Annotated in this window: 12 protein-coding genes; 7 read left to right on the top strand and 5 right to left on the bottom strand. The window is 51.2% G+C overall.

What is annotated here, in order from left to right:
• The first annotated feature begins 218 nt into the window (after window positions 1-218).
• The 3 genes from AB1656_12550 (at window position 219) to AB1656_12540 (ending at window position 4,803) form a co-directional block, all read left to right on the top strand.
• On the top strand, window positions 219-836 hold the full coding sequence (locus AB1656_12550; GenBank protein MEW6236207.1) for a hypothetical protein: 618 nt from the start codon (window positions 219-221) through the stop codon (window positions 834-836).
• Between the two features lie 563 nt (window positions 837-1,399).
• Window positions 1,400-3,145 carry an SPFH domain-containing protein gene (locus AB1656_12545; GenBank protein MEW6236206.1) on the top strand — a complete coding sequence of 582 codons (1,746 nt, stop codon included), beginning with the start codon at window positions 1,400-1,402 and terminating at the stop codon, window positions 3,143-3,145.
• Between the two features lie 209 nt (window positions 3,146-3,354).
• Window positions 3,355-4,803 (top strand): sugar-binding protein, encoded by a 1,449-nt coding sequence (locus AB1656_12540; protein MEW6236205.1) that lies wholly within the window; start codon window positions 3,355-3,357, stop codon window positions 4,801-4,803.
• Between the two features lie 567 nt (window positions 4,804-5,370).
• Here AB1656_12540 and AB1656_12535 read toward each other — a convergent pair.
• Window positions 5,371-8,217, bottom strand: coding sequence for a hypothetical protein (locus tag AB1656_12535; protein MEW6236204.1), 2,847 nt, complete (start codon window positions 8,215-8,217; stop codon window positions 5,371-5,373).
• A gap of 3 nt (window positions 8,218-8,220) precedes the next feature.
• On the opposite strand from AB1656_12535, the gene AB1656_12530 reads away from it, so the two are divergent.
• Complete coding sequence (locus AB1656_12530) at window positions 8,221-8,403, top strand: hypothetical protein (protein MEW6236203.1); 183 nt, start codon at window positions 8,221-8,223, stop codon at window positions 8,401-8,403.
• Between the two features lie 32 nt (window positions 8,404-8,435).
• The gene (gene gatB / locus AB1656_12525) at window positions 8,436-9,872 is read left to right on the top strand and encodes an Asp-tRNA(Asn)/Glu-tRNA(Gln) amidotransferase subunit GatB (protein MEW6236202.1); all 1,437 of its coding nucleotides are present in this window, start codon (window positions 8,436-8,438) and stop codon (window positions 9,870-9,872) included.
• A gap of 114 nt (window positions 9,873-9,986) precedes the next feature.
• Here gatB and AB1656_12520 read toward each other — a convergent pair whose 3' ends face one another.
• Entirely contained in the window at window positions 9,987-10,448 is a 462-nt protein-coding gene (locus tag AB1656_12520) for a type II toxin-antitoxin system HicB family antitoxin (GenBank protein ID MEW6236201.1), read from the bottom strand.
• 14 nt (window positions 10,449-10,462) lie between these two features.
• Window positions 10,463-10,678: a type II toxin-antitoxin system HicA family toxin gene (locus AB1656_12515; protein MEW6236200.1), complete on the bottom strand. Its 216-nt coding sequence runs from the start codon at window positions 10,676-10,678 to the stop codon at window positions 10,463-10,465.
• 280 nt (window positions 10,679-10,958) lie between these two features.
• On the opposite strand from AB1656_12515, the gene AB1656_12510 reads away from it, so the two are divergent.
• Window positions 10,959-12,434: a radical SAM protein gene (locus AB1656_12510; GenBank protein ID MEW6236199.1), complete on the top strand. Its 1,476-nt coding sequence runs from the start codon at window positions 10,959-10,961 to the stop codon at window positions 12,432-12,434.
• Between the two features lie 10 nt (window positions 12,435-12,444).
• Here the strand turns inward: AB1656_12510 and AB1656_12505 are convergent, their stop codons facing one another.
• Both AB1656_12505 and AB1656_12500 read right to left on the bottom strand, forming a co-directional pair.
• The gene (locus tag AB1656_12505; GenBank protein MEW6236198.1) at window positions 12,445-12,963 is read right to left on the bottom strand and encodes a DoxX family protein; all 519 of its coding nucleotides are present in this window, start codon (window positions 12,961-12,963) and stop codon (window positions 12,445-12,447) included.
• A gap of 290 nt (window positions 12,964-13,253) precedes the next feature.
• Window positions 13,254-20,450 (bottom strand): choice-of-anchor Q domain-containing protein, encoded by a 7,197-nt coding sequence (locus AB1656_12500; protein MEW6236197.1) that lies wholly within the window; start codon window positions 20,448-20,450, stop codon window positions 13,254-13,256.
• 732 nt (window positions 20,451-21,182) lie between these two features.
• Here AB1656_12500 and AB1656_12495 point away from each other — a divergent pair.
• Window positions 21,183-21,995: a cytidylate kinase family protein gene (locus AB1656_12495; GenBank protein MEW6236196.1), complete on the top strand. Its 813-nt coding sequence runs from the start codon at window positions 21,183-21,185 to the stop codon at window positions 21,993-21,995.
• Window positions 21,996-21,999 lie beyond the last annotated feature (4 nt).

The raw sequence follows: 21,999 nt of genomic DNA, 5'->3' as shown, positions 1-21,999 counted from the left end.
CAACTACAATTCAATGTGTATACTATATTGATAGTCATAGATGGGATAAGGAAATTTGTAAAGGGGGAAATTATACAATCAATTATTTTTCGACGACTCTTCTTACTTCAGGCGGCTGAACTGTTACGATGGACGAATGATGATTTCTTTTTAATTTTGTTATGGCGATAATGCAATTTTGAAAATCAAACCATCCCTATCGAAAAGGAAGAAAAGCCATGTCGGAATGGTGGAATTCTCTTCAAGCGGAATTGCAGTTTTTTTACGCCATCGGCATTCTTTCCACGTTGATTCTGCTGCTGCAAACGATATTGATGCTGATTGGCGCGGATGCGCACGGCGCGGCGGATGCGACCAGTTTTCACGATGCGGTCAATCTGTCGCCGGACGCCGGAGTCGATCATCCCACCGGTTACGGCGTTTTATCGGTGCGCACCGTCGTCGCTTTTTTCACCGGCTTCGGCTGGACCGGCGTCATCGGCTTGAAGCATGGATATTCTTTGGAAAGATCGCTGCTGATCGCTACGTTCGTTGGCGTTTGTTTTATGCTGGCGGTTTTTTACGTCATGAAGGCGCTTTATGGGTTGCGGGAGAGCGGCAATATCAACTACCGCAACGCCATCGGCATTATCGGCAGCGTCTATTCTCCCATCCCGCCCAACATGTCCGGACCGGGGCAAATCGAAATTATGGTGCAGGGCCGCGTGCGCTTCGTTCCCGCCTTCACCACCGCCCCGGAAAAATTGAAAGGCAACGTCCGGGTTAAAGTCGTGGACGTCATCGATCCGGCGACGGTCCTCGTCGAACCGCTGGATTCCCCAGCGAAAAAGGAATAAGGAAAGGAGCAACGATCATGAACGCCATTCTGCTTACGATCTGCGCCATTATGATTTTAGGCGTCGTGGTTTTTCTGGTGCGAAGAATCGCGAATAAATAACTCATGTTACGCGCGAAGAAAAACATTAAGGCGATATTGGGATCGTCGATTGAATCACGAAAACACGAAATGAAAAGAAAGACGCGAAAAAGAAATCCCTTCCTAAACCCGCCGTTGAAACGGCGGGCTATTACCGTTTGCCCCTTTAAAGGGGCATGTGGCAATAGCCTTTCAAGGCTGGGATGAGGCGATTATATGGCATTACTAGCTGCGTAACATGAATAAATAAGAACCTTACATTCGAAGGAGATGTCATATTGATATTTTCGGAATGGATATGGATGCTAATAGGTTTTGGCGGCTTAATAATCTTGGGAGTTCTACTTTTTTTGTTCATGAAAAAATAGCAAGCAGGATGGATCGCGTTGATTGATCCAACCCTTACTATCGGCAATACCATGGATCGAAAAACGCGACCCATCTTACAATTTTCAAGAATAAATAGACAAAGGAGCGAAGGTTATGGAATACATCATTCTAACCGGCAGCGCCATACTGACGTTGTTCGTCATCATTTTCGGCTTTGCGACGCGCTACAAGCGATGCCCTTCCGACCGCATTTTGGTAGTTTATGGGCGGATCGGCGGCAGGAGGGTCGTCGACGGCAAAGGATTGTCCGCCCGCTGCTACCACGGCGGCGGCGCCTTTATCTGGCCCATCATTCAGGATTATCAGTTTCTCGACCTGACGCCGGTTCCCATCGATATCAAGTTAGAAGGCGCGCTTTCCCGCCAGAATATCCGCGTCAATACGCCTTCAACCTTTACGGTGGGCATTTCCACGGAGCCGGGGATTATGGAGAATGGGGCGGAGCGTCTCCTAGGCCTCTCGATGAACGAGGTTCAGGACCTAGCCAAGGATATCATCTTCGGCCAGCTGCGCGTAGTCATCGCCACCATGTCCATCGAGGAGATCAACGCCGACCGCGAGAAATTGATTGAAAATATCTACACCGGCGTCGAGGTGGAATTGAAGAAGATCGGCCTGCGGCTGATCAACGTCAACATCCAAGACATCACTGACGCCTCCGGCTACATCGACGCTTTGGGCAAGGAAGCGGCGGCGCGCGCCATCAACGAAGCCAAAATCAAAGTGGCGCAGCAGGAGCGCGATGGCGAGATCGGCAAGGCGGAAGCGGAACGGGATCAGCGCATCAACGTCGCCAACGCCCATTCCGCCGCCGTCAACGGCGAAAACAAGGCGGGCATTCTCATCGCCCAATCCAACGCCGACCGCCGCGAGAAAGAGGCGGAAGCGGAACGGCTGGCCGTCGCCGCCGAAAAAGTGCGATCTGCTCAGGCGTTGGAAGAGGCTTACCAAGCCGAAGAAAAAGCGGAAAAACAAAGAGCCAAGCGGGAAGAAGCCACGCAAGGGGCGAACATCATCGTCCCCGTCGAAATCGAAAAGCGCCGCATTGAAACGATGGCCGAAGCCGACGCCGAAAAAATTCGGCGGATGAAGAAAGGCGAGGCCGACGGCATTCTTTCCTTAATGCAGGCCGAGGCGGACGGCTTGCGGGCGATTCTCACCAAGAAGGCGGAAGGATTCGCCGAAATGGTGAAGTCGAGCGGCAATTCTCCCGAATTAGCGGCGATGCTTTTAGTTACGGAACAACTGCCCAAATTGGTCGAGGAGCAAGTAAAGGCCATCTCCAATTTGAAGATCGATTCCGTTACCGTTTGGGACGGCGGCAGGCAAGCGGACGGCAAGACGGCTACGGCGGATTTCGTCTCCGGCCTTATTGGAGCGCTGCCCCCGTTGCACAATCTGACGAAGAACGTCGGCATCCAGCTGCCGGAATATCTGGGTAAATTGACCAAAGATATTCCTCCTCTTCCCAGCGATTTGACCGCCGCGCAGACTGTTTCCCATCCCGCCCCTCCTGCGTCCAAAAAACAGGAAGTGCAAGCGAAGATGAAGGATTGGCTGGCGAAGAATTTCGAATCTATCACCGCCCACCGTAAAAACAGCAACGTCAAGTTCAACACAACCGATGCCATGAACGCCGCTTTCGATTGGGCGGAAGAGGCGAGAAATATAGAATCGAGGTGGTTCGCCGCCAAGATGAAGACGGAATCCGGACCGCATACCTGGCAGGAACTGAAAGAGGCGGTAAAAGATTCCCCCGGCGCTTTTATCTTATTGGAAGGCGACAAGATTTGGCTGCCGTGGGACTTAGTCAACTGGACGGTGGAATCGCTCGGTTGATGGATTTAATAGTAACTAAGATTCGTTAGGTTCAGGGCGGGCTTTTAGCGAAACGCAGCCCGCCGTTTTCTTTATATATTGAAAAATAAATGCAATAAAATCAAAAAATTCATTGACATGACTATTTGTTTTATTGTATTTTTAATGATTGTATTGGAAGATGGTTCATCTTCCATTAAAACTCTATTGATCGAAGGGGGAATTACGCTATGAGGAAAACGATTTTGTTGTGCACGATGTTGGCGTTGTTTACGGGCTTCGCCGCCGCGGATCGGGCGACGTTGGATAACACCAAGACGCAAACCGTCTTGCCGTTGGATACTCCGCCGGTTATCGATGGCGTCATCGATCTTGCGGGCGGGGAATCGTGGCAAAGGGCGACGGGCGCTCGCCAGGGTGGAACCGATTCCTATTGGCGCATGGTTTGGGATGAAAATCTGGACGATTACATCCGGGGCGGAAGCTACGAGGGCTCAGGACCAATCGATCCGACCGATTTCGGCGCTCAAATCTATGTTGGATACGATGCGAATTACCTCTATGTAGCCGTGCGCGTAACGGATGACGTGCTGTATGACGACACCGCCGCCGCTGGATCGCAGAACGGCAACACCTGGGAAGACGACAGCGTGGAAGTCTTCGTCGATGGCGACAACAGCAACTTCGGAAGCCGCGACACTACGGGAACCAATCCCGATGTCGTCAATACCGGCGGACAATACGTTATTACAGTCAATAACGCCTACCGCGAGGCGGAAGCGGGCAATCCCGGCTATGGTGAAGATAAAGCATGGTTTGCCAAAACGGAATGGACGGATACAGGATACGACGCGGAATTCCGCATCTCCATGAAGACGATCGGCAATCCCCAAGAAGGAGCTATTATCGGTTTCACCATCGCTATCAATGACGATGACGACGGCGGGACGCTGGAAAACCAGTATATATGGATTGGTTCTACTCACGTGGAAGCCACATACGGCAACCTGTTGTTCGGACGCCGGTTTTATACCGCTCCTAAAACCGCCGCCCCCAAGCTGGATGGCGTTATCAGCGCGGGCGAATACGGCAATGCGCCTAATGTTCCGATCAATCCTTATACCGGAGTATACGCCGTTGACGCTGGGAGCGACGAATGGCTGCCGGAAGATCATTCCTTCTCCTTTATGGCGACTCACGATGCGGATGCGATTTACGTCGCTGTGGATTGCACGGACGATCTCATCGTAACCGATTCCGCCGCCGCCGGTTCCGAAGACGGTTCCACCTGGGAAGACGATTCCGTGGAAATCTTCTTTGATTCGGATTTGGACCGCAACAGCGGCGCGGGCACGGTAGGATTTGAGGGGCAATACGTTTACACGCCCATCGGCGCATGGAGAGATAACGAAGCCCTCAATCCAACCTTCGGAACGGATTGGGAAGCGGCAGCTTCCAAAACATCCAAAGGTTATCAAATCGAATTTAAAGTCAATAAATCGGCGATCGTCGCTCCTGCCGACGGCACTCCGATGGGCTTCAACGTTTGCCAGAATGACGATGACGGGGCGAACCGCAAATCCCAATTGAATTGGAACGGCTATCCCCATAACGAACTCTCCTACGGAGTCATCACGCTCAGCGCGGGAGCAGATATTGGGGAGTGGAGTTTGTATTAATTAGTAAACGTTGAGTGTTTATTTTGAAGGGCGGCGTGGAATTATCCACGTCGCCCTTGGATTTTCTAAAATGCCGCTAAGTATTCAATGACATTTGATTTTGAACGTTTCATTGTTGAATAACCCCCCTCACCCTAACCTTCCCATAGGGCCTGATCTTTACCCACAAGTCGAGGGGATTACTCAAGGGCAAAAACAACCTTGCCCTAGGCGCCCCATTAATCAATGGCGGAAGGAGGTTTCATTTCTTTTTCCGTTTTCGAATCACGAAAACACGAAAGGGCGCGAATACCACGAAAATTTCGAATCGCAGATTTCACGGACGAGTCGGATTCTATGGAGTTAACATGCGTTTTTCTCTCCCAGCTTTGAAAGGCTGAGCTATTATCAAATGCCCCTTGAAAGGGGCAAACGACAATAGTCCGTCGTTTTAACGGCGGGTTGACTAACCAATTTGGTTATTCTTTATTCCCGACAATCCCGATTCAGGCATTCATAAATACCTCAATACTTGTGGGTAAAGATCAGCCCAAAGGGCGAGGGGACAATTACTAATGTCATAGAGTACTAAGGAACAGGAGAAATTTCTTCGACAGCACCGTCCTTATAAGTGAGAATCCCTTTGACGAGAAGCGGATTGGGGGGGCCTTTTTCGAATGGACTCGAGATGAAGAGGAGCAAGCTTTGCCGCCGGGAATTGGGCAAATCTACACCGCCGTCCGCCCGGTCGCAGCGAGTTCCCGACGCATCCATCGCCGCGATGGGCCAGCCTCCGCCGATAGCCGTTGACCAGCGGTTGAGAATCCTTTCCGGTTTTTCGGGATCGAATTGAATCAGGTCCAAAGCAGCGGCTCTTCCATAACTTCCCGTCTTGACGAATTCCATTTGGAAGCAAAGGTCCTTCTCGCCGTCGGGCAGGCGGTCTCGGCGGCTTACATGATCGGCGTAGAGGCCTAAATAACGCACTCCAAGCGCAACATCGCTTCTTTTCGCCAGGAGAGCGGTCGCCAGATAGAACGCCGCTATGACCGGCAAAGCGATTTGCAAGGCAGAAACGGTTTTGCCGGAAATGAATTCATATCGGGGATGGAAAGAGAAGGAAACGATGCGTTTCCAATTCCATATGACTAACGTCAAAACCAATAGAGCGCCCAGGCTGAACAGCCGGGCGAAGACGTCGATCCATTCCGATTCGTAACGGATTTCCAACTCTCCATCCTGCAGAGCGACTCCGATCATTTTCCAGGCTTCGACCGGTTCCCAATAGAAGGCGGGGAGGAGGGAATCCACAGGGCGGCCATTAAGATATGCCTTCCATTTGCGATAGCGGGAAACGCCGAGACGGAGATAGGATTCAGCCGAGGCGCCGCTGATGCGGAAACGCAGAACGGCGCCGCTGGCGGGCAGCGGCTCAACTTTGGCGGGGCCGTAGACGCGCCAGCCTTTGGGCGACCAGGATTCGCGCCGATAGACGATCAGTTTTTCGTTTTCGTAAATGGAAGTCAGGCCTTTCAACGCATCGAACTCGCCCGGAGGAGCGATTTTCCGGCGCAAAACGTATTTCACATTGGCCAGATCCAATTCCCAATCCTCTAGAAAATGGGGGCGAGTGCCCAAGATGATGGCGGGCATGTAATAGGGAACGTAGATGCCGAGGGAACTGAACGCGGGAGCGGATATCATGCCCCAAGCTTCCGTGGTCAAGGCGCGGATGGGGAGAATGGGGGAATCGAGAAAAAAGCGGGCGGAATCCTGCTGGCGCCGCACTTTGAGAAAGTCGAGCGCTTCCAAATAGTCAGTCCAATGGGCGGGCGTTCCTGGAGGCGATTCGACCAGGCGGGAAACGGGTTCAATATGCCAGCGCCAGGCGCTCAACGCCGCCGCGCGGCCTTGTACGATGGCGGGAGCGAGAAATATTACTGCCAGGATGATTGCGCCGAGATCGGACAGCATCGCCTTTAAAGAAAATCGCCGAGTACTGGGAGCAGACCATATCCAATTTTTCCCCTTGAGAAATCGCCGGTTTCCCTCCCCCGTCTTCCAGGCTTCCGCAATCCAAACGCCTAAGTAACCCGCGCCTAAAAGAAACGAGCCGCTTTTACCGGCGGCGGCGAGCCGTTCGACTTGCATGTGTTCGAAAAAAAGACGCGCCGGTTCCAAGGAGAAAAAATGGCGCGCCGTTTCCGTCCCGCCGAAAAGGTTGATGAGGCAGAATAGAGAAAGCAAGCGCAAGAACGGCCGCCTAGAGAAGAGTCCCGCTATGATCCCGCCGCAGCCAATGACGACGAGAACCGCCGCGGTTTTGGGAAAAAGGGAGCCGTCCCAGAATGCGCGTCCAGGATCAAGCATGATTCTTCCCCAAAAACCATATGAGAAAATCCAATAGCGGCTGGCGGCGAAAGGAATCCACCAGAAAGCCGATATAGCGAATCCGGACAACGCGATGGGAAGCCAGCGAATGGAGGAAGACGCGCCGCCGCCGTTAGGCGATAGTTCTTGGCCGAGAGTTTTTTTAGCGTAACCGGCGGCCAGCCGCAGTAAAATCCATAGTCCATTCAGGAAAATAAAAATGGGATGCAATAGGATGCTGGCGGCGATGCTGAAGATAACGCCGCACGCGCGCCGCCGCGAGGGGGGAAATGGCGAAATGGAGCACTCCGAAAAAGCGTAGAACATCAAGGCCAAGCCCAATCCCCCATTCCATAAGCCGATGTTGAAGAATTGAGGCCATCCATAAAATAGGCCATCCCCGCCATCCAGGATCAACATAAAGAGCAGAATCAGGCCGGAGAGGCGTCCAAACCAACGGAGAACGATGCAATAAAGCAAGGCGGCGAAGGCGATATAGGAAAGAAAAGTGCAGGCGGTGTAAATCCAATTTTGGGAAATCAATCCCAGCGTCAATGCGCGCATCAGGCAAAAAGCCAGATTGCCGCCGGGAGGGTAGAGATCATTGAGGGGAAAACCCATGCCGTAGGCGGTGCACCAGCCCGTTAGGCAGCCGCGATGCAGGAGATTGTATTCCGTAAGGACGGAGAGCGTGAATTGCATCAAGTGATCGCCGGAGGAATTGAGTCCATGCGTCAAAGGGCGGCGGTCGATCCAAATCACGGCGGCGAGAAAAAGCAGCCAAACCGCTCCTTCCGCGCAACGGAAAACGCCCTCGCCGCCCCAGCGGTCCCAAACGAAAAGCAAAACGGCGTAAATCCATAAAACGGCGAATAAAAAACGAATAGAAATCAATAAAGACAAAATCCCGGCGTAATCGAGAATAGGCGGCTGCGTTCCTAGAGTAAGAACGCGATGCCATATCCAAGCTGTCAGAAATAGAAAAAGTTGAACGGCGAGAAAACGTCCGGAAGGAAGGGTATATTTTCGGTTGCTGGATAAGGGCGGCCTGAGCGATGCGTTCATATTTTGCGAGTCGATCCCCCGTTTTCTCCGCCGCCGCATCGCCGCCTTTGGCGCCGGAGAGAGAATGGCTACAATGGATCAGGCTGGTTCCTAGCCGCCTGCATTGTACCTGACGGCGAACGGCGCAGCGGCCAGTTGGTCTTCGCTGCGGATGAAAAATTCCTTTCGCCGATTCGTCCATTATGACGGCTCATTCAGTATAGCCAAGGTGAGGATAGATGGAATACGAACCCGTTGCCGGATTGGAAACCCACGTCGAATTAGCCCCTAAATCGAAAGTCTTCAGCAGCGCCATTGCGGCTTTCGGCGGAGAACCGAATACGCAGGTCAATCCCGTATGCCTGGGAATGCCGGGGACGCTGCCGACCCTCAACCGCGCCGCTTTCGAGATGTCTCTGAAAGCGGCATTGGCGCTGCAATGCAGCATTCCCGAAACGACCGTCTTCGACCGCAAGCACTATTACTATCCCGACCTGCCAAAAAATTACCAGATTTCCCAGGAATACCAGCCGCTGGCGCGGAATGGGAATTTGCGCATTTATCTCAAAGACGGCCGGACGAAGGATATCCGCATACATAACATTCACTTGGAAGAAGACGCGGGGAAATTGATCCACCAAACCTATAAATCGCGCCCCATCTCTTTGGTCGATTTAAACCGGGCGGGAACCAGCTTGTTGGAAATCGTCAGCCAACCCGACATGGAAAGCCGCGAAGAAGTGGAAGCCTATATGAATACCATGCGCAGTATGCTGCGCTATCTCGAAGTGAGCGATTGCAAGATGCAGGAAGGCTCGCTGCGCTTCGAATTGAACCTTTCCCTCCGTCCCGCGGGAACGAAGGAACTGGGCATAAAAGTGGAAGTGAAGAACGTTGGTTCCATGAAAGCCGTTCTGCGGGCCTACGATTACGAAATCGAACGGCAGACGGAAATTCTGGAAGACGGCGGGCGCGTTATTCAAGAGACGCGGCTGTGGGACGACGAACGCGGCGAAACCCGCCCCATGCGCGTCAAAGAGACGGCTAAGGATTACCGCTATTTCCCCGAACCGGACATCCCGCCCATTGTTCTGGAATGGGAATACCTGCAGAGCCTGGAAGCCAGCCTGCCCGAATTGCGCGAAGCCAAGCGCCAGCGTTTCGTAAAAGAATTCGGCATTCCCGATTACGACGCGGGCGTGCTCGTTGAAGACAAAGCCGTGGCGAATTACTTCGAAGAATGCTGCCGCCTGCATCCGGCGCCTAAAACCTTTAGCAATTGGATCATGGTTTACATTCTGCGCGACCTAAACGAGGATTTCGATATTACGGAGCATCCCATCCAACCCAAGCATCTCGCGGAACTGGCGCAATTGGTGGAGAAGGGAACCATCAACCAAAACATCGCCAAGAAAATCCTGAGCGATATCCAGGAAACCGGCAAAATGCCATCGGAAATCGTCAAGGAAAAAGGGCTGGAAGCTGTCAGCGACTCTGGCGCGATCGAACAAATCGTCGACGAGGTTCTGGCGGAAAATCCCGGCCCGGTCCAGGATTTCAAAAACGGCAAAGACCAAACCCTGAACTTTCTCTTAGGCATGGCGATGAGAAAAAGCAAAGGCAAAGCGAATCCGGAATTGGTGAAGGAGTTGATTGCGAAGAAAGTGAGGGGATGAGGTTCGTTGGAATTTACGAACTCATGTTACGCAGAAAGGCCATTTTCAGGTAAATTTACTGTTTTCCCAATCCCTCTCCCAGAGGGCGAGGGAACACGGAGTGCGTAACATGAGTTACGAATTATATTCGCTTCTATCGGCGTTTGTCGTGGAAATGAGGAGTCGTTTTCCTAGAGATTTAAGAGCGGATTCGATGAGGGAGATTCTTGAAGCATAGCGGGGACTGAGCAAGCGCATCATTGTTTTTTCATCGCCCCTCATCTTGTCCGCCAGGCCGATGGCATCCACATTCGCTTCCCGCATCGCGAGATGCAAGGCCGCCTTCGCCGCCATGGGAGCGGAGATAAGGGCGAGGAATTGCTCTTGTTGAGGGGGTGAAGGAAGAGGAATATTTTCGTTTCGGCTCAAACGCGCCGCAATGGCTTCCTCCAGGCAATCTTCCGCCTGAAGCATACAATCTTCCAACGTCTCGCCTTGCGTAATGGCTTCGGGAAAATCCTCAAAAGTTACGATAAAACCGCCGTCGATATCGTCTGGAATTACGGAAAATGGAAAAACGAAACGATTCCATTCCATCGCACATTTTTCTCCTAACGAAGGTCTTGAGGATTGATATCAAGTTGTTTCAGCATGGCGTGATAAGCGCCGGTTTTCAATTGACTTTTAAAGTGGCAGACGATAGTCCGGCGGGCGCCATAGTATAGCGTTCCATGACCGGCTTTATTGCGTTCGGGAATAAATCGGCAGATTTTGCCGCGTTTATAGGCTAAGTCTTTTATTTTATAAACGAATTCGGAACCTGTCATTTTACCATTTATCGACGTTCTTAATCGTTACTCATATTACGCATTTCCATCCTCTCGCCTTCTGGGAGAGGAAATGGGAAAACAGAAAATTTACCTGAAGAATGGCCTTCCTGCGCAACATGAGTCAGCAAGCAGCATAGCGAATCTATTATATTGATTCATCAATAGGCGGCAAGACCGAGGATATCCTGCACTTGAATTTCCCGCCATATTTTTCTCCTACGGTTGAATTGACGTCAACCCCGCCGGATGTAGACTATGGGAGCGAACCTGCTTGGAGGTGAAGCCTTTGGTCAAGATTGGTCTCTCGCTCGCTTGTTATCCCCAGACGGACGCCGCCTGGTCTTATGTGCCGCCATTGGGATTAGGGTATCTCTCTTCCTACGTCAAAAAGTATGCGGGAGGAGCGGATTTCACGGTGGAACGCCGCCCGGAAGAATTGATTGCGCATAAGCCGGATTTCGTAGGATTGACGTTCGTTACTTTCAATTATTCCTACGCGGCGCGGGAGGCGCGCAAGATCAAGGAAGCGCTAGGCTGCCCGGTGATTTGCGGCGGCGCGCATGTATCGACCATGCCGTCGCAGTTAGATCTGGCGTTCGATCTCGCCGTGCTGGGCGAGGGAGAAGAGACTTTTTCCGATCTCGTGCGGCTGTGGAAAGAACGCGGCGCCTTTCGTCCGGAAGACCTGCGTAAAATTCCCGGCCTCTTGTTCCGCCGCGAAGACGGAAATCTGGAACAAACTCCCAAGCGCCAAGCCATCGAAGACCTGGACCGCATCCCATATCCCGATCGCGAATTGATCCAGGATCGCTGGTCTTGCCGCGGCGGACTGGTCAATATGATGACTTCGCGGGGATGCCCCTACGATTGCTCCTTCTGTTCCACCATCCATCATTGGGGACGCAAATTCCGCCACCCCAGCAATGAGTACGTCATTCGGGAAATCGAAGAAATCCGCGTTCGTTGGGAGCCGTCCGAAATCCTCATCTTCGACGATCTTTTCAACGTCGACAAGAAGCGGGTCGTCGAGCTGTGCCGGGCGATTCGAGAGCGCGGGCTGCACGAAGGGACGGCGTTTCGCTGCTTCGTGCGCGCCAATCTGCTCGACGACGAAGTGGTCGCCGCTCTCGCCTCGATCAACAATCGCGTGTTGAACATCGGCTTTGAATCCGGCTCGGAGAATATGCTGGCGAAATTGAACAAGCGGGGCTGCCATCTCAGCCACAATGAAGAAGCGCTGCGGCTGGGACGCAAGCACGGAGCGGCTTATAGTTCCTGCTTCATTATGGGGACGCCGGGCGAGACGCGGGAAGACATTTTGGCCAACTTCGATTTCGTGCTCTCTAATACCGACGTGTTCGACAACGTTTCCTTCGCGCCGCTGCAAGTGATGCCGATGACCCAGGTTTGGGAATGGGCCAAAGAGATCGGCGTTGGCGAGGATAACCTTACCGGAATCGTCTTGGAGCCGGAAGATTTCGATGATGAAAAGCATTTCTTTATGGCGAAATGGCCCTATCTCAACCAGAAGAACATCCCCCGCGAGGAGTTTTACGTCTATTACATGATCGGGAAGAAAATGGAGAAGATCGTCGATGAGATGACGCGGATGCGCCGCCAGATCGGCGGCGGCGACGGGCGTCCCGATCTGAAATACATTTCGGAAAACGTCTCCTTCTCCTCCATCGCTAAGGAAAAGGTCAAACGCAAACTGCGCGCGTTGATGCCTACGCGCCGGGATCCCCTACTGTAGGAACCATTCATTATTCGTCGATAAAGGAAGACGAAGCGGTTTCGGATGGCGGCGGATTTGTCCTGTTGCGCGCAAGCCTGGCATCCAATGACCATGCGCCTGCACCCTCCAAGATCAGGTACAGCGAGCCAAGCCACATGCAGAAATCCGTCCGGGCCTCATGAGCCATGCTCCAAAAACCAAAGCGGTCCATTTTGGGCGGCGCGAACGTCCAAAAACCATGCCCCAACAGGATCGGAATTTTCGTGGAAAGAATGGCCACGGAAATGTTGATAAGAAGCAGCAATGCCGCCGGTCGCGCGAAGAATCCCAGGATAACCAGCGTTCCGCAGACGATCTCGACGATGCCGACGAACGGCCCCATGAATTCCGGCGCAGGAATGCCGATGCGAATAAAACGTCCCGCTCCCAACTCGGAGGAAAATAGGAATTTCTGAAGACCCTCGGAAAGAAACACCGCTCCTACTAACGCACGGATCAATAGGATCGATGCCGGGGCGCTCGTGCGTTGCAGTTTGTCGATAAACATTCGATCGCTCCCTCCCTCGTAAATCGGATTAAGGCGCGCAAAATAAAGAAGGCGCGCCGCACGAGTCCGGAATACAAGCCACGCCCGTTCGCTGTTGCCACTGGCGCGTTAAACGATATCGAAGATCGTTATCGTTTTTCGATATAATATGCCAATCTTCTTATCCAAGAATCCAATGGATTTGCTAAATGCTGCAAAAATATCCGGATTGAAAGACTAAAGAAAAGCCTATTCTCCGTTTCTTTTTCTAGGAGACTGGAATTTCTTCCGCTCATATGCGCATTCCCAGATCAATACCGTTTCGGAGGCGTCGGCGTCGGCAACGCCATCGGCGGCGGCGTACTCGTTGGTTCGGGCGATAAATATCCTCGCAAGGCCTGTTTGCTAATGCTCTTCTTTTCGATACGTATCCCCCAACTTTTCGCGAAAAGGAACAATTCGTCCCGATCCACGCCGCCGTCATGATTCAGATCGAATATTTCAACGTATCGATCGAAAGCATTGATTAACATAAGCAAATCCCGGCGATCCACATAGCCGTCCCGGTTGAAATCGGGACTGAGGATCGGCCCCGCATGGAATGTCCATATCGGACCTTCGGTTTGTCCCGCGGCATTCTTGCTGACGACTTGCCACTTGTATTCCGTATAATTTGTCAATGAAGCGGAAGGATAGAAATGACTCCAGATTAAATCTCCGGCATATGGCTGCGCCGGTTTTGCTTGCGTAGAGGGCCACACATAAAGATCGTAAGCCGCCGCTCCCGCCGTCTCGTCCCAGTTGAAGTGCGTTTCCGGCTTGATTCCCTCGGATCCATCGGAGGGATAAGGATTGCGCGGTGCTTCCGGAGGCGAAGCGACGATCATATTCGTAACGGCGTTCGTAAGGATGGGTTCATTGACATCGAAAACAATCTCGGCGCTGTTGGTTATTTTCGTTCCCGTTGGAATATCGCTCTTGGCTCGAACGGAATAGACGACGTACCCTTGTCCCCGCCCGTACCCTTCCTGATCTTTCGCTGTTTCCGGGGGGAGGAATCCGGCGTAGGGATCCTCTAGAAAATCTTCCGTAGCTGGATCCAGGCAGGTAAAAGTCCATTCCGCCATTCCCGTTCGGGCATCCACGGAAGATTCGATATCCAGAAACGCTTCGCCGGAGACCGCCCAGCTGTTATCCGCAGCCGAATAGGTCCAAAGGTCAACCATTTCGCGCGTATAATGATGATCCAAGCCAGCGGGGACGGCGATGATGCGATCGCCGAAAGAATAGGATTTCATTTCGACGGTAGACCAATCCAGTTTGGAATCGAGCCGATCGGCGATACGCACTCGCGCAGCGGCCGCTGAGGCTGTGGATTGATTTTCGAAATAGACGATATATTCCAAGGGTTCGGTAATGGCGACGGCATAATCGGGAGCGCCTGCGCCCAACGGGCCAACTTTTTGGTTAGGATCTTTGGAGGCGACGACGCCGGGATTCTTTTCGTCTTTCTGATTGCTAGGTTCCCCTTGTTTGGGATCTTTGGGCGTCGGCGTCGGCGTAGGAGTTAAGCAGCACGTTGGGTCGGCTGGTTTATAGTCTAAAGGTTGTATATTTACAGAGAAGGATTGAACATTCGTCTTTGTTACGATCGCCGTTTCTACATTATCGGTAGGAATAATTTGGGGAGCAGACCATTTTCCATCCCACACGGAATAATATAATTTTGCGATATTGTTTTCCGTCTGTTGAGACCAAATCGCGATGGCTTTGTCATCGATGAATGCGCAAACCGGCGCGCTGCAAGCGGTCGAATCCGATATCATCTGAGGCGCCGTCCATTGGGAGCCATCCCAGATGGAAGCCATAATGATCGTCGCTTCTTCGGAATGAATATTATTCCAACAAGCCGCTACTTTACCTGCCTTATTGCTGGCCAGCTTGACGTCATTATCCGTTCCATCCAATTCCGCTAAAAGTTGCGGTTGAGTCCATGCGCCGTCGATCCGGCGGGAATAATAAAGATCGGATTGTTGAAAATTATCGAGAATCTCCTGCACGGGAGAATCGAGAGTTATATGGGCTTTGGCCTTCGACCAGACAATCATGGGCGTCCGATCGTTTTCATAGACGATAAACGGCTCCTCGTTGAAGTCTTTGTAGGAATCCACTTCAACAGGCGCACTCCACTTGCCGCCGTCGAAGGAAGAGAGCAATAGGGCGCCGCCGAGATTGGCGGCTGGATTAGGCGAATCTTTAACCCACGTCAATAAAATTTCACCGCTCCCGTTGATGGCTGTGGAGGGAGAGCCGTCATTTTTAAGATCGTTTCGGATATCTTCCAAAACGGGATCATATCCATAGACATTTTCCGTACCCGTAGCGTCTTTTATCGTATAAGTAATAAGTTCGTCCACGGGCTGCCCATCGATCATTATGATATTTCGGATGGTTGAATGATGAGGATCCCGCGCGATTTTTCCGACAAAATCTTCACCGGGGGGCGGGCATCCCGGACCGAATTGATATTGATAGGTACCTTCCCACCAGCCCTTTAAAAGACCGAATGAGAAAGTTATTCGAAAGCAATGTACGCCCTTAAGTCCTTCCTTGGAAACTTTTACGCCGGAGGTCAATAATAATCTAGCGATAATATAAGACCCCTTTAAATACTTCATCTTGGCGATACCTTCGCCTCCTACGCTGCCTGTTAAAGTGGCTGCTCCTTCATCCGGTTTAGTTAAAGGCCAAAAAGAAAAACCATTGTTCCATGTTGCATTAACGACTAAGGTTGCATTTAAAAATAGGCCGAGACGGTAAACAAAAAATTTAAATGGCGATTCCGGCGTCACCCATTTTCTCGTCCCGCTGACGCCGATGCTCCAGGTTGCCTTTCCAGGAACAAATACACACTTCGATCCAATGGTTTGGGCAGTGAACTCTTGTTGCGCTTGTCCCATTCCTCCAAAGGAAAAGGCGTCGCCGCATTGCACGTCTCCAATAAGTTGCGCTGTATTGGCAAAGGAACATAGCGACGTTTCGTAACAATATTCATCGATCAGTTTAAAGCCATATCTTCCCCCTATTTCCGGAAAAAGGCGAGGAATTTCGTATCCCTCTTCGCCGCCCCATTGCAAAGCCACGCACACTCCATGTTTCCCGGCCGCTGGATATTGACGAACAGGCCATTCCACGCGGTTCATCGCTTTTAACGAAGTCCACTGCATTTGATTGTAATCGGGATGAAGGACGACATAATAAAGATCCGTATCGTCTTGCGTTTCCCAGTCTTGTTTTTGAAAAACTAACAAAAGGGAGCCGTCTGCGGCGATCAAAGCGTCCATATTGCCGTCGCCATAGGAATCGTCCGTGATTCTTTGCGGAGAACTCCATTGGTAAGTTATTCCATCGGCTTTAGGGCGTCCCAAGCAGTACCATAATTCAGAATTGTTCAATACTCCATCTTGCCAAAAGACGGCGCACCCTTTATCGTTGTCCGGAATAAGGCGCTTATCGGATTTTACGATCAAGTCGGCGCCAGTGGCGTTAGGAATGGCGCCCGTAATTTTCCATTCGTTCCCTTCAAAAACCGCATGCCAGGCATCCTCTCCATGTCTCCACGCCAAATGCGCCTGTCCGGAAGAATCTGCGATTAAGGAAGGATCGGAGTCCGAGACAGTCGTTGGAGTAGGAATCGGAGTAGGCGCCGGAGTGGGATTCGGCGCAGCATAAAGAGTAATCCCGTTAATATCCTGACCGTCCGTTAGCGTTACCAAAAGGGGAGTAGGCTGATAATAATCAATAATGGAAAACGAATATTCTCCTGGCGGGAGAGGCTTCAGTTGGAAATATCCCCCCGGCGAGGATAATGCAAAGGCATTGTTTTTATTGCTCGCATCAAACGCGCCGAGAACGACATTGCCGATAGGTTTTTCGTCGGTGGCGGACCGCACCCAGCCGGATATGGCGCCGACTGGATTCCCCGCCGCCAGATCGATGGAGAATTGTTCTAGGACGGATAGGTTGTATTCCAGTTTTCCCCGCCGAGCCAATCGATTCGCCGAATAAAGCAATAAATCGTAGTATTCCTCAAAATTCGTCCAGGTTGTATTAGACCAAAAACTATCTTTGAAACCTTCCACAAGATGCAGTTGAAAATTGGTTGGCGACGTTGCGATGAAATAGATGGGAATTCGGTAGGATTTTCCGGCGGCTAGAACATCGGCGGCGCCTTCCTGGCCGACTCCCAAAAGCCAAACGGGATTCGCATCGATGGGGCCGCCGGGCGAGAGAGACATCAGGGTTCCGCTGGAACTGGATATGGAGAGAATAGGGGCGCGCATATCGCTGTCGCCCGTATTGGCGTACTCTACCCATAGAATATATTTCATCCCGACCCGCAGCGGATCGGTTACGCTGAGCTTCGCCTCCAGGCGCGGTCCGATGGAACCTTCGGATACGTTAAAGGCATTAGCCAGGGTAACGGATGCATTGTCCGAGAGCCGGAGAACTTCCAAGTCGTAGACGCCTAAGGGGGCGTTGGCGAGAGAAAACCACGCTTCGATTTGTTGGTTGGATGCTATATAATAATCGGAACTTGCAATTTGATTTCCACGGCTATTTTTCAACTTGATTTCCAATTCGCCCGTAAAACCGGCGCCCTTGATCGTGCAGGATTTATCGCCTCGGTTCACGGCGGAATTGGGCGAAATGCTTGAGAGATAAAGATTGACGCAATCGGCCTTCATGGAATAATTGACCGGTCCCTCCGGCAAATTGACGCCATATAACATCACATGCCAAGGTTCGCCGGACAGGCTTTTGGACAATATCAATTCCTGGCGCGGATTGCCGCTCGTCTGCGCATCGTAAACGTCATAATGAAAGCGCGTGGGCGCTTTACCCAACCGGGCGTACATTTCAACCTGTCCTTCCAGAAAATAGCTATCTAAAGTCAATAATACGTTTTCGCAAGAGGGTTCGATGAGATATAGCTGCATCCGATCGACCGTCGATAGAATGCCGGTTGTGGTTTCGCCGATCGCCAACGGCAAGGAAGGAATTTCCGGTTCTTCCACGGGCTGTATGTATTCTTCGATCCAACCGCAGTTCAAGGGGCCGCCATAGACTCCCATATCACTTCGGTTGGTTCCGTATCCCGGAGGACGGCAACCGTCATTCGCCGCAATATCCGGATTGCCGGCGTCGATGCATGGGGAGGCAGGCAAAAAGTGAAAATCGCCGCCTGCGCCATCCCAAGGCTTCACAAATTGCGGATCGCCGTCAATATTGCCTACTCCTTCATAACCGCCTCTAACGTCGCTCCACGAAACGGGAATTAAATCCATGCCGGGGCCTTCGCCTACGTTGGATAAGATTTCATCGGGAAAATTCCCCCAGATAATCGAATGGCTGATTTCCATATTGTTTCCATTGTAAACAATGGCGGCTCGATTCGGCATAGCTGTGTCTTCGTTTAAGACTTGGTTGTACGCCATGACGCAATAGGCAATCTGTAAGATAGTATTCGGTTCCGCGCAATTGCTATAGAAAGCGCTTCCCAGCATACCGGCGATATTGCCTGCCATGATGCTGTTAGAAATGGATAACGAGCTTTCATCGCTGTAGATTGCGCCTCCTGTCGATTCGCTTTTGTTGCCAAGCATATATGTATATTGGATAATAGGCGACGATGCGGGATAACTATAGATTCCTCCCCCCGAATTCCGAGATTCGTTTTTGGATATAACGCAATGGCTGACAAACGGCTTGGAATTTTCGAAGCAATAAATTCCTCCGCCTTGCGTAGCGATGTTTTCCGTTATTGTGCAGCTGACGATAACGGGAGACGATTCTTTTTCGCAGAATACGCCGCCGCCATTCCCTACGAAATAGGTCCGAGACGGATCCACGAACTGATTCGGATCGTATAAATTTGTATTGCCACGAATCATGCAGTTCGCAAGCGTCATGGCGGCGCGCTCGCTACAGACCACGCCGCCATTTACGCTGCCGGTGACGACAAAACCATCTAAAGTGGATTTGTCCAATAGAATGGCGGCCGGTTTATCGTTCGCCAGGGAAGCGTCGATGACGGTTTCATGCAAGTTCCAATTTCTCTCGTTGCGTTGGCTTTCCATGCCGGAGAAGCCCCCCAAGAGAGTAATGCGGGGATCGAGAATAAGATTTTCATTGTATCGTCCGGCGGCGGCCCATATTTCCGTATCTCCATCCGCTTTTTCTATGGCCTCATGGAGAGAGGAAAACGCATTTTCCCAGCTAAGGCCATCGCCTCCTTCCATCGCGTCTGCGCGCACGTAGTAAATATTCGGCCCGATCTTCGACCAATCCGGCTTGAAATCGGCGGGGGATTCATAGGCTCCCATATCCACTAATTCGTCTTTTCCCGGCCGGTCGTTCCCTTCTAAATCGGTCGATGGGGCGATGGAGGTTAATCCCGCGTGAATGCAGGGAGAATGATTCTGAAGACGATAATCGCCGTTGGTTGAATCTACAAAAAGAGGGTAGGAATCAAGATTTCCATCGCCCGCCCATCCCCCGGCAATACAACTGCAACTCGCTTTAATAGGCTCCGTCTCGTCGTATCGTACGATTTCTTTGCCGGAATTCCAAAAGATGGAATTAGTTATTTGCGCGGGAGTATTCGAGAGCCATAAACCTCCCGAATAACTTACGGCCTTATTGTCCGCCACCGTGCAATTTACAATGGATAACGATTCGCAGTCTTTACAAAAAATCCCGCCGCCATCCAAAGATTTATTTTTCGCGATCACGCAATTCGTCAAGCGGACGGAGGCGCAGGATTCGCAATAAAGCCCACCGCCTCCCGCATTGCTTTCATTCTCCATAATAAGACAATTCTCTAAAACGATCGCGCCGCTAAAAGAGCAAATAATTCCTCCTCCCATTCCCAATGATTGATTTTTTGAAATCGTACAATTCGATAAAGTTAAAGAGGAACCTAAACCGCCGCAGCCGACGCCTCCGCCTTCCCCCCATCCGCTTAGCAAGGCATAACTATTTTCCGTAATCGTACAATTCGCTACGATAGCCGAGGAACCGTTGCAAAATATACCGTATCTTCCGCTTCCTTTTACGGTAAAACCGTCAAGAGTTATGCCTCCATTCGCGATTTCAACTCCAAAGGAACTTGGATCGAGGGCATAAATAATCGTTTCGTTCTTCGACGCATTCCTCTCCTCTCTCGATTGTTCCGTTCCCTGGAAACCGCCATAAAGCGAGACCTCAAAGGTGGAAATTTGGAGGTTTTCCTTGTAGACGCCCGACGCCGCCCAAATTTCATCGCCCGTCTGTAATTTGGAGATTCCTTCGGTAAGATTTTGGCAAGCATTGGCCCAACTCGATCCGCTATGGTCTCCTTGGGCTTTTAAGTCCACATAAACGACATCCCCGCGGCTGGAAGAAATCATGGCAAGCGCAATGATGTATGGAAGCGCGGTAAAAAACGATTTCAAATGGTTTTTCATTTTCCCCACTCCTTCCGCAAAATATAAATCGAAGTGCTTATAAAATTCCCTTCTTCTTCCCCTTATCTTAGGGCAAGTTAGATAGGAGTTGTTTTAAGTTTAATAAAATCAACTTTCATCTATCTTCCCCCCGTTTTGAGAAAGAATTTATAGCAAGCATCATCATTTGCCGATCGATAGTGATCCTCTGCGCCGCAAGGGATTGAATTTAGAAATAATAGGAAGGAAACAGAACGTCTTTTCAAGGAAAGCCTCGCCATTCGCAAAACCGGTTATACGACAACCGATGGATTCGATCAATTGACTCATGGCGCTGATGGGACATCATTTTATCGAAACGAATAAGAAAAATCCATGAAAAATTCATTTTAGGTAAATTATTTATTTTGTGGGGTAGGCGAAACCGCGAGAAAGGGATGGAAGAGGAGATGAGCGCCGACTGGATTTGCTTCCATGCTCAAAACAATCATCTTTAATAACGACAGGATAGCCGTAAGTTTAGAATAAGGATCTCTAAGTTCTTTTATCTACTCTCTCAGAACCAGCAACTTTGAAAATATTTATTGAAAGAAGCGGCTATTGACTTGGTAGAGATGGACAAACCAATTATGTTTGTCTTCCTTAACGCGCGCTGTATGCGCCGCATTGTCAAATTCAATTTAAATTCGTACACTGGCAGATGTTTAAGAAGCGGGCTATTCTTGCGATAGGGCGTAAGAGGAGGCGAATATCATGGCTATTATTACGATATCTCGCGGCACATGCAGCGGCGGCAAGGAACTGGCGGAATGCATCGCCAACCATCTTGGATACAAATGCGTCAGCCGAGAGATAATAGTCGAGGCTTCCCAGAAGTATGGTGTTTCGGCGGAGGCGTTAGCCTCGTCCCTGGAGAAAGCTCCAAGATTTTTCCAACGATTGAAGAGAGAACGCGACCGATATCTCGCCATCATCCGAGCGGCGTTGTGCGAATACGCGCTGGATAACAATCTCGTTTATCACGGCAACGCCGGCCACTTTCTTATTGCGGGGCCAAAGCATGTCATCCGCATCCGCGTCATCGCGGATATGCCTTTCCGCATCGACGCGGCGATGCGGCGGCTCGGCCTCAACCGGGATAAAGCGATCAAGTATATCAACCGCGTAGATAAAGAACGAATACGGTGGACGAAATTCCTTTACGGAGTGGAATGGCAAAATCCCCAGCATTACGACGCCGTATTGAATCTGGAGCGCATCAGCATCCCCGGCGCTTGCGCCATTGTCTGCCGTCTGGCCGAACTTGACGATTTCCGTTGGACGGAGGAATCGCAACAAGCTCTACTTAACCTTACCATCAGCAGCCGCGTTCAGGCCGCCTTGCTCAGCGACGATCGCACCGCATCCAGCTCTTTGGAAGTGATCGCCGATAAGGGCGAGGTAACCATTCGCGGGAGCGTCAAATTGCAGGAAGCGGCGGACGCGATCTCCGAAGTAGCCGGGAAGGTTAACGGAGTGACCAAAGTGAATTGCGAAGTCGGCCTTTCCGCCGGAATTCTGGCCTAGCGGG

It is taken from the genome of Candidatus Omnitrophota bacterium (genome assembly GCA_040755155.1).
Lineage (GTDB): Bacteria > Hinthialibacterota > Hinthialibacteria > Hinthialibacterales > Hinthialibacteraceae > JBFMBP01.
This window is presented reverse-complemented; position numbering and strand designations above follow the sequence as displayed.

Bases quoted from the DNA above. Each gene is read 5' to 3' on its own strand.
- AB1656_12550 (MEW6236207.1), top strand. From the start codon at position 219: ATGTCGGAATGGTGGAATTCTCTTCAAGCGGAATTGCAGTTTTTTTAC.
- AB1656_12545 (MEW6236206.1), top strand. From the start codon at position 1,400: ATGGAATACATCATTCTAACCGGCAGCGCCATACTGACGTTGTTCGTC.
- AB1656_12540 (MEW6236205.1), top strand. From the start codon at position 3,355: ATGAGGAAAACGATTTTGTTGTGCACGATGTTGGCGTTGTTTACGGGC.
- AB1656_12535 (MEW6236204.1), bottom strand. From the start codon at position 8,217: ATGAACGCATCGCTCAGGCCGCCCTTATCCAGCAACCGAAAATATACC.
- gatB (MEW6236202.1), top strand. From the start codon at position 8,436: ATGGAATACGAACCCGTTGCCGGATTGGAAACCCACGTCGAATTAGCC.
- AB1656_12520 (MEW6236201.1), bottom strand. From the start codon at position 10,448: ATGGAATGGAATCGTTTCGTTTTTCCATTTTCCGTAATTCCAGACGAT.
- AB1656_12515 (MEW6236200.1), bottom strand. From the start codon at position 10,678: ATGACAGGTTCCGAATTCGTTTATAAAATAAAAGACTTAGCCTATAAA.
- AB1656_12505 (MEW6236198.1), bottom strand. From the start codon at position 12,963: ATGTTTATCGACAAACTGCAACGCACGAGCGCCCCGGCATCGATCCTA.
- AB1656_12500 (MEW6236197.1), bottom strand. From the start codon at position 20,450: ATGAAAAACCATTTGAAATCGTTTTTTACCGCGCTTCCATACATCATT.
- AB1656_12495 (MEW6236196.1), top strand. From the start codon at position 21,183: ATGGCTATTATTACGATATCTCGCGGCACATGCAGCGGCGGCAAGGAA.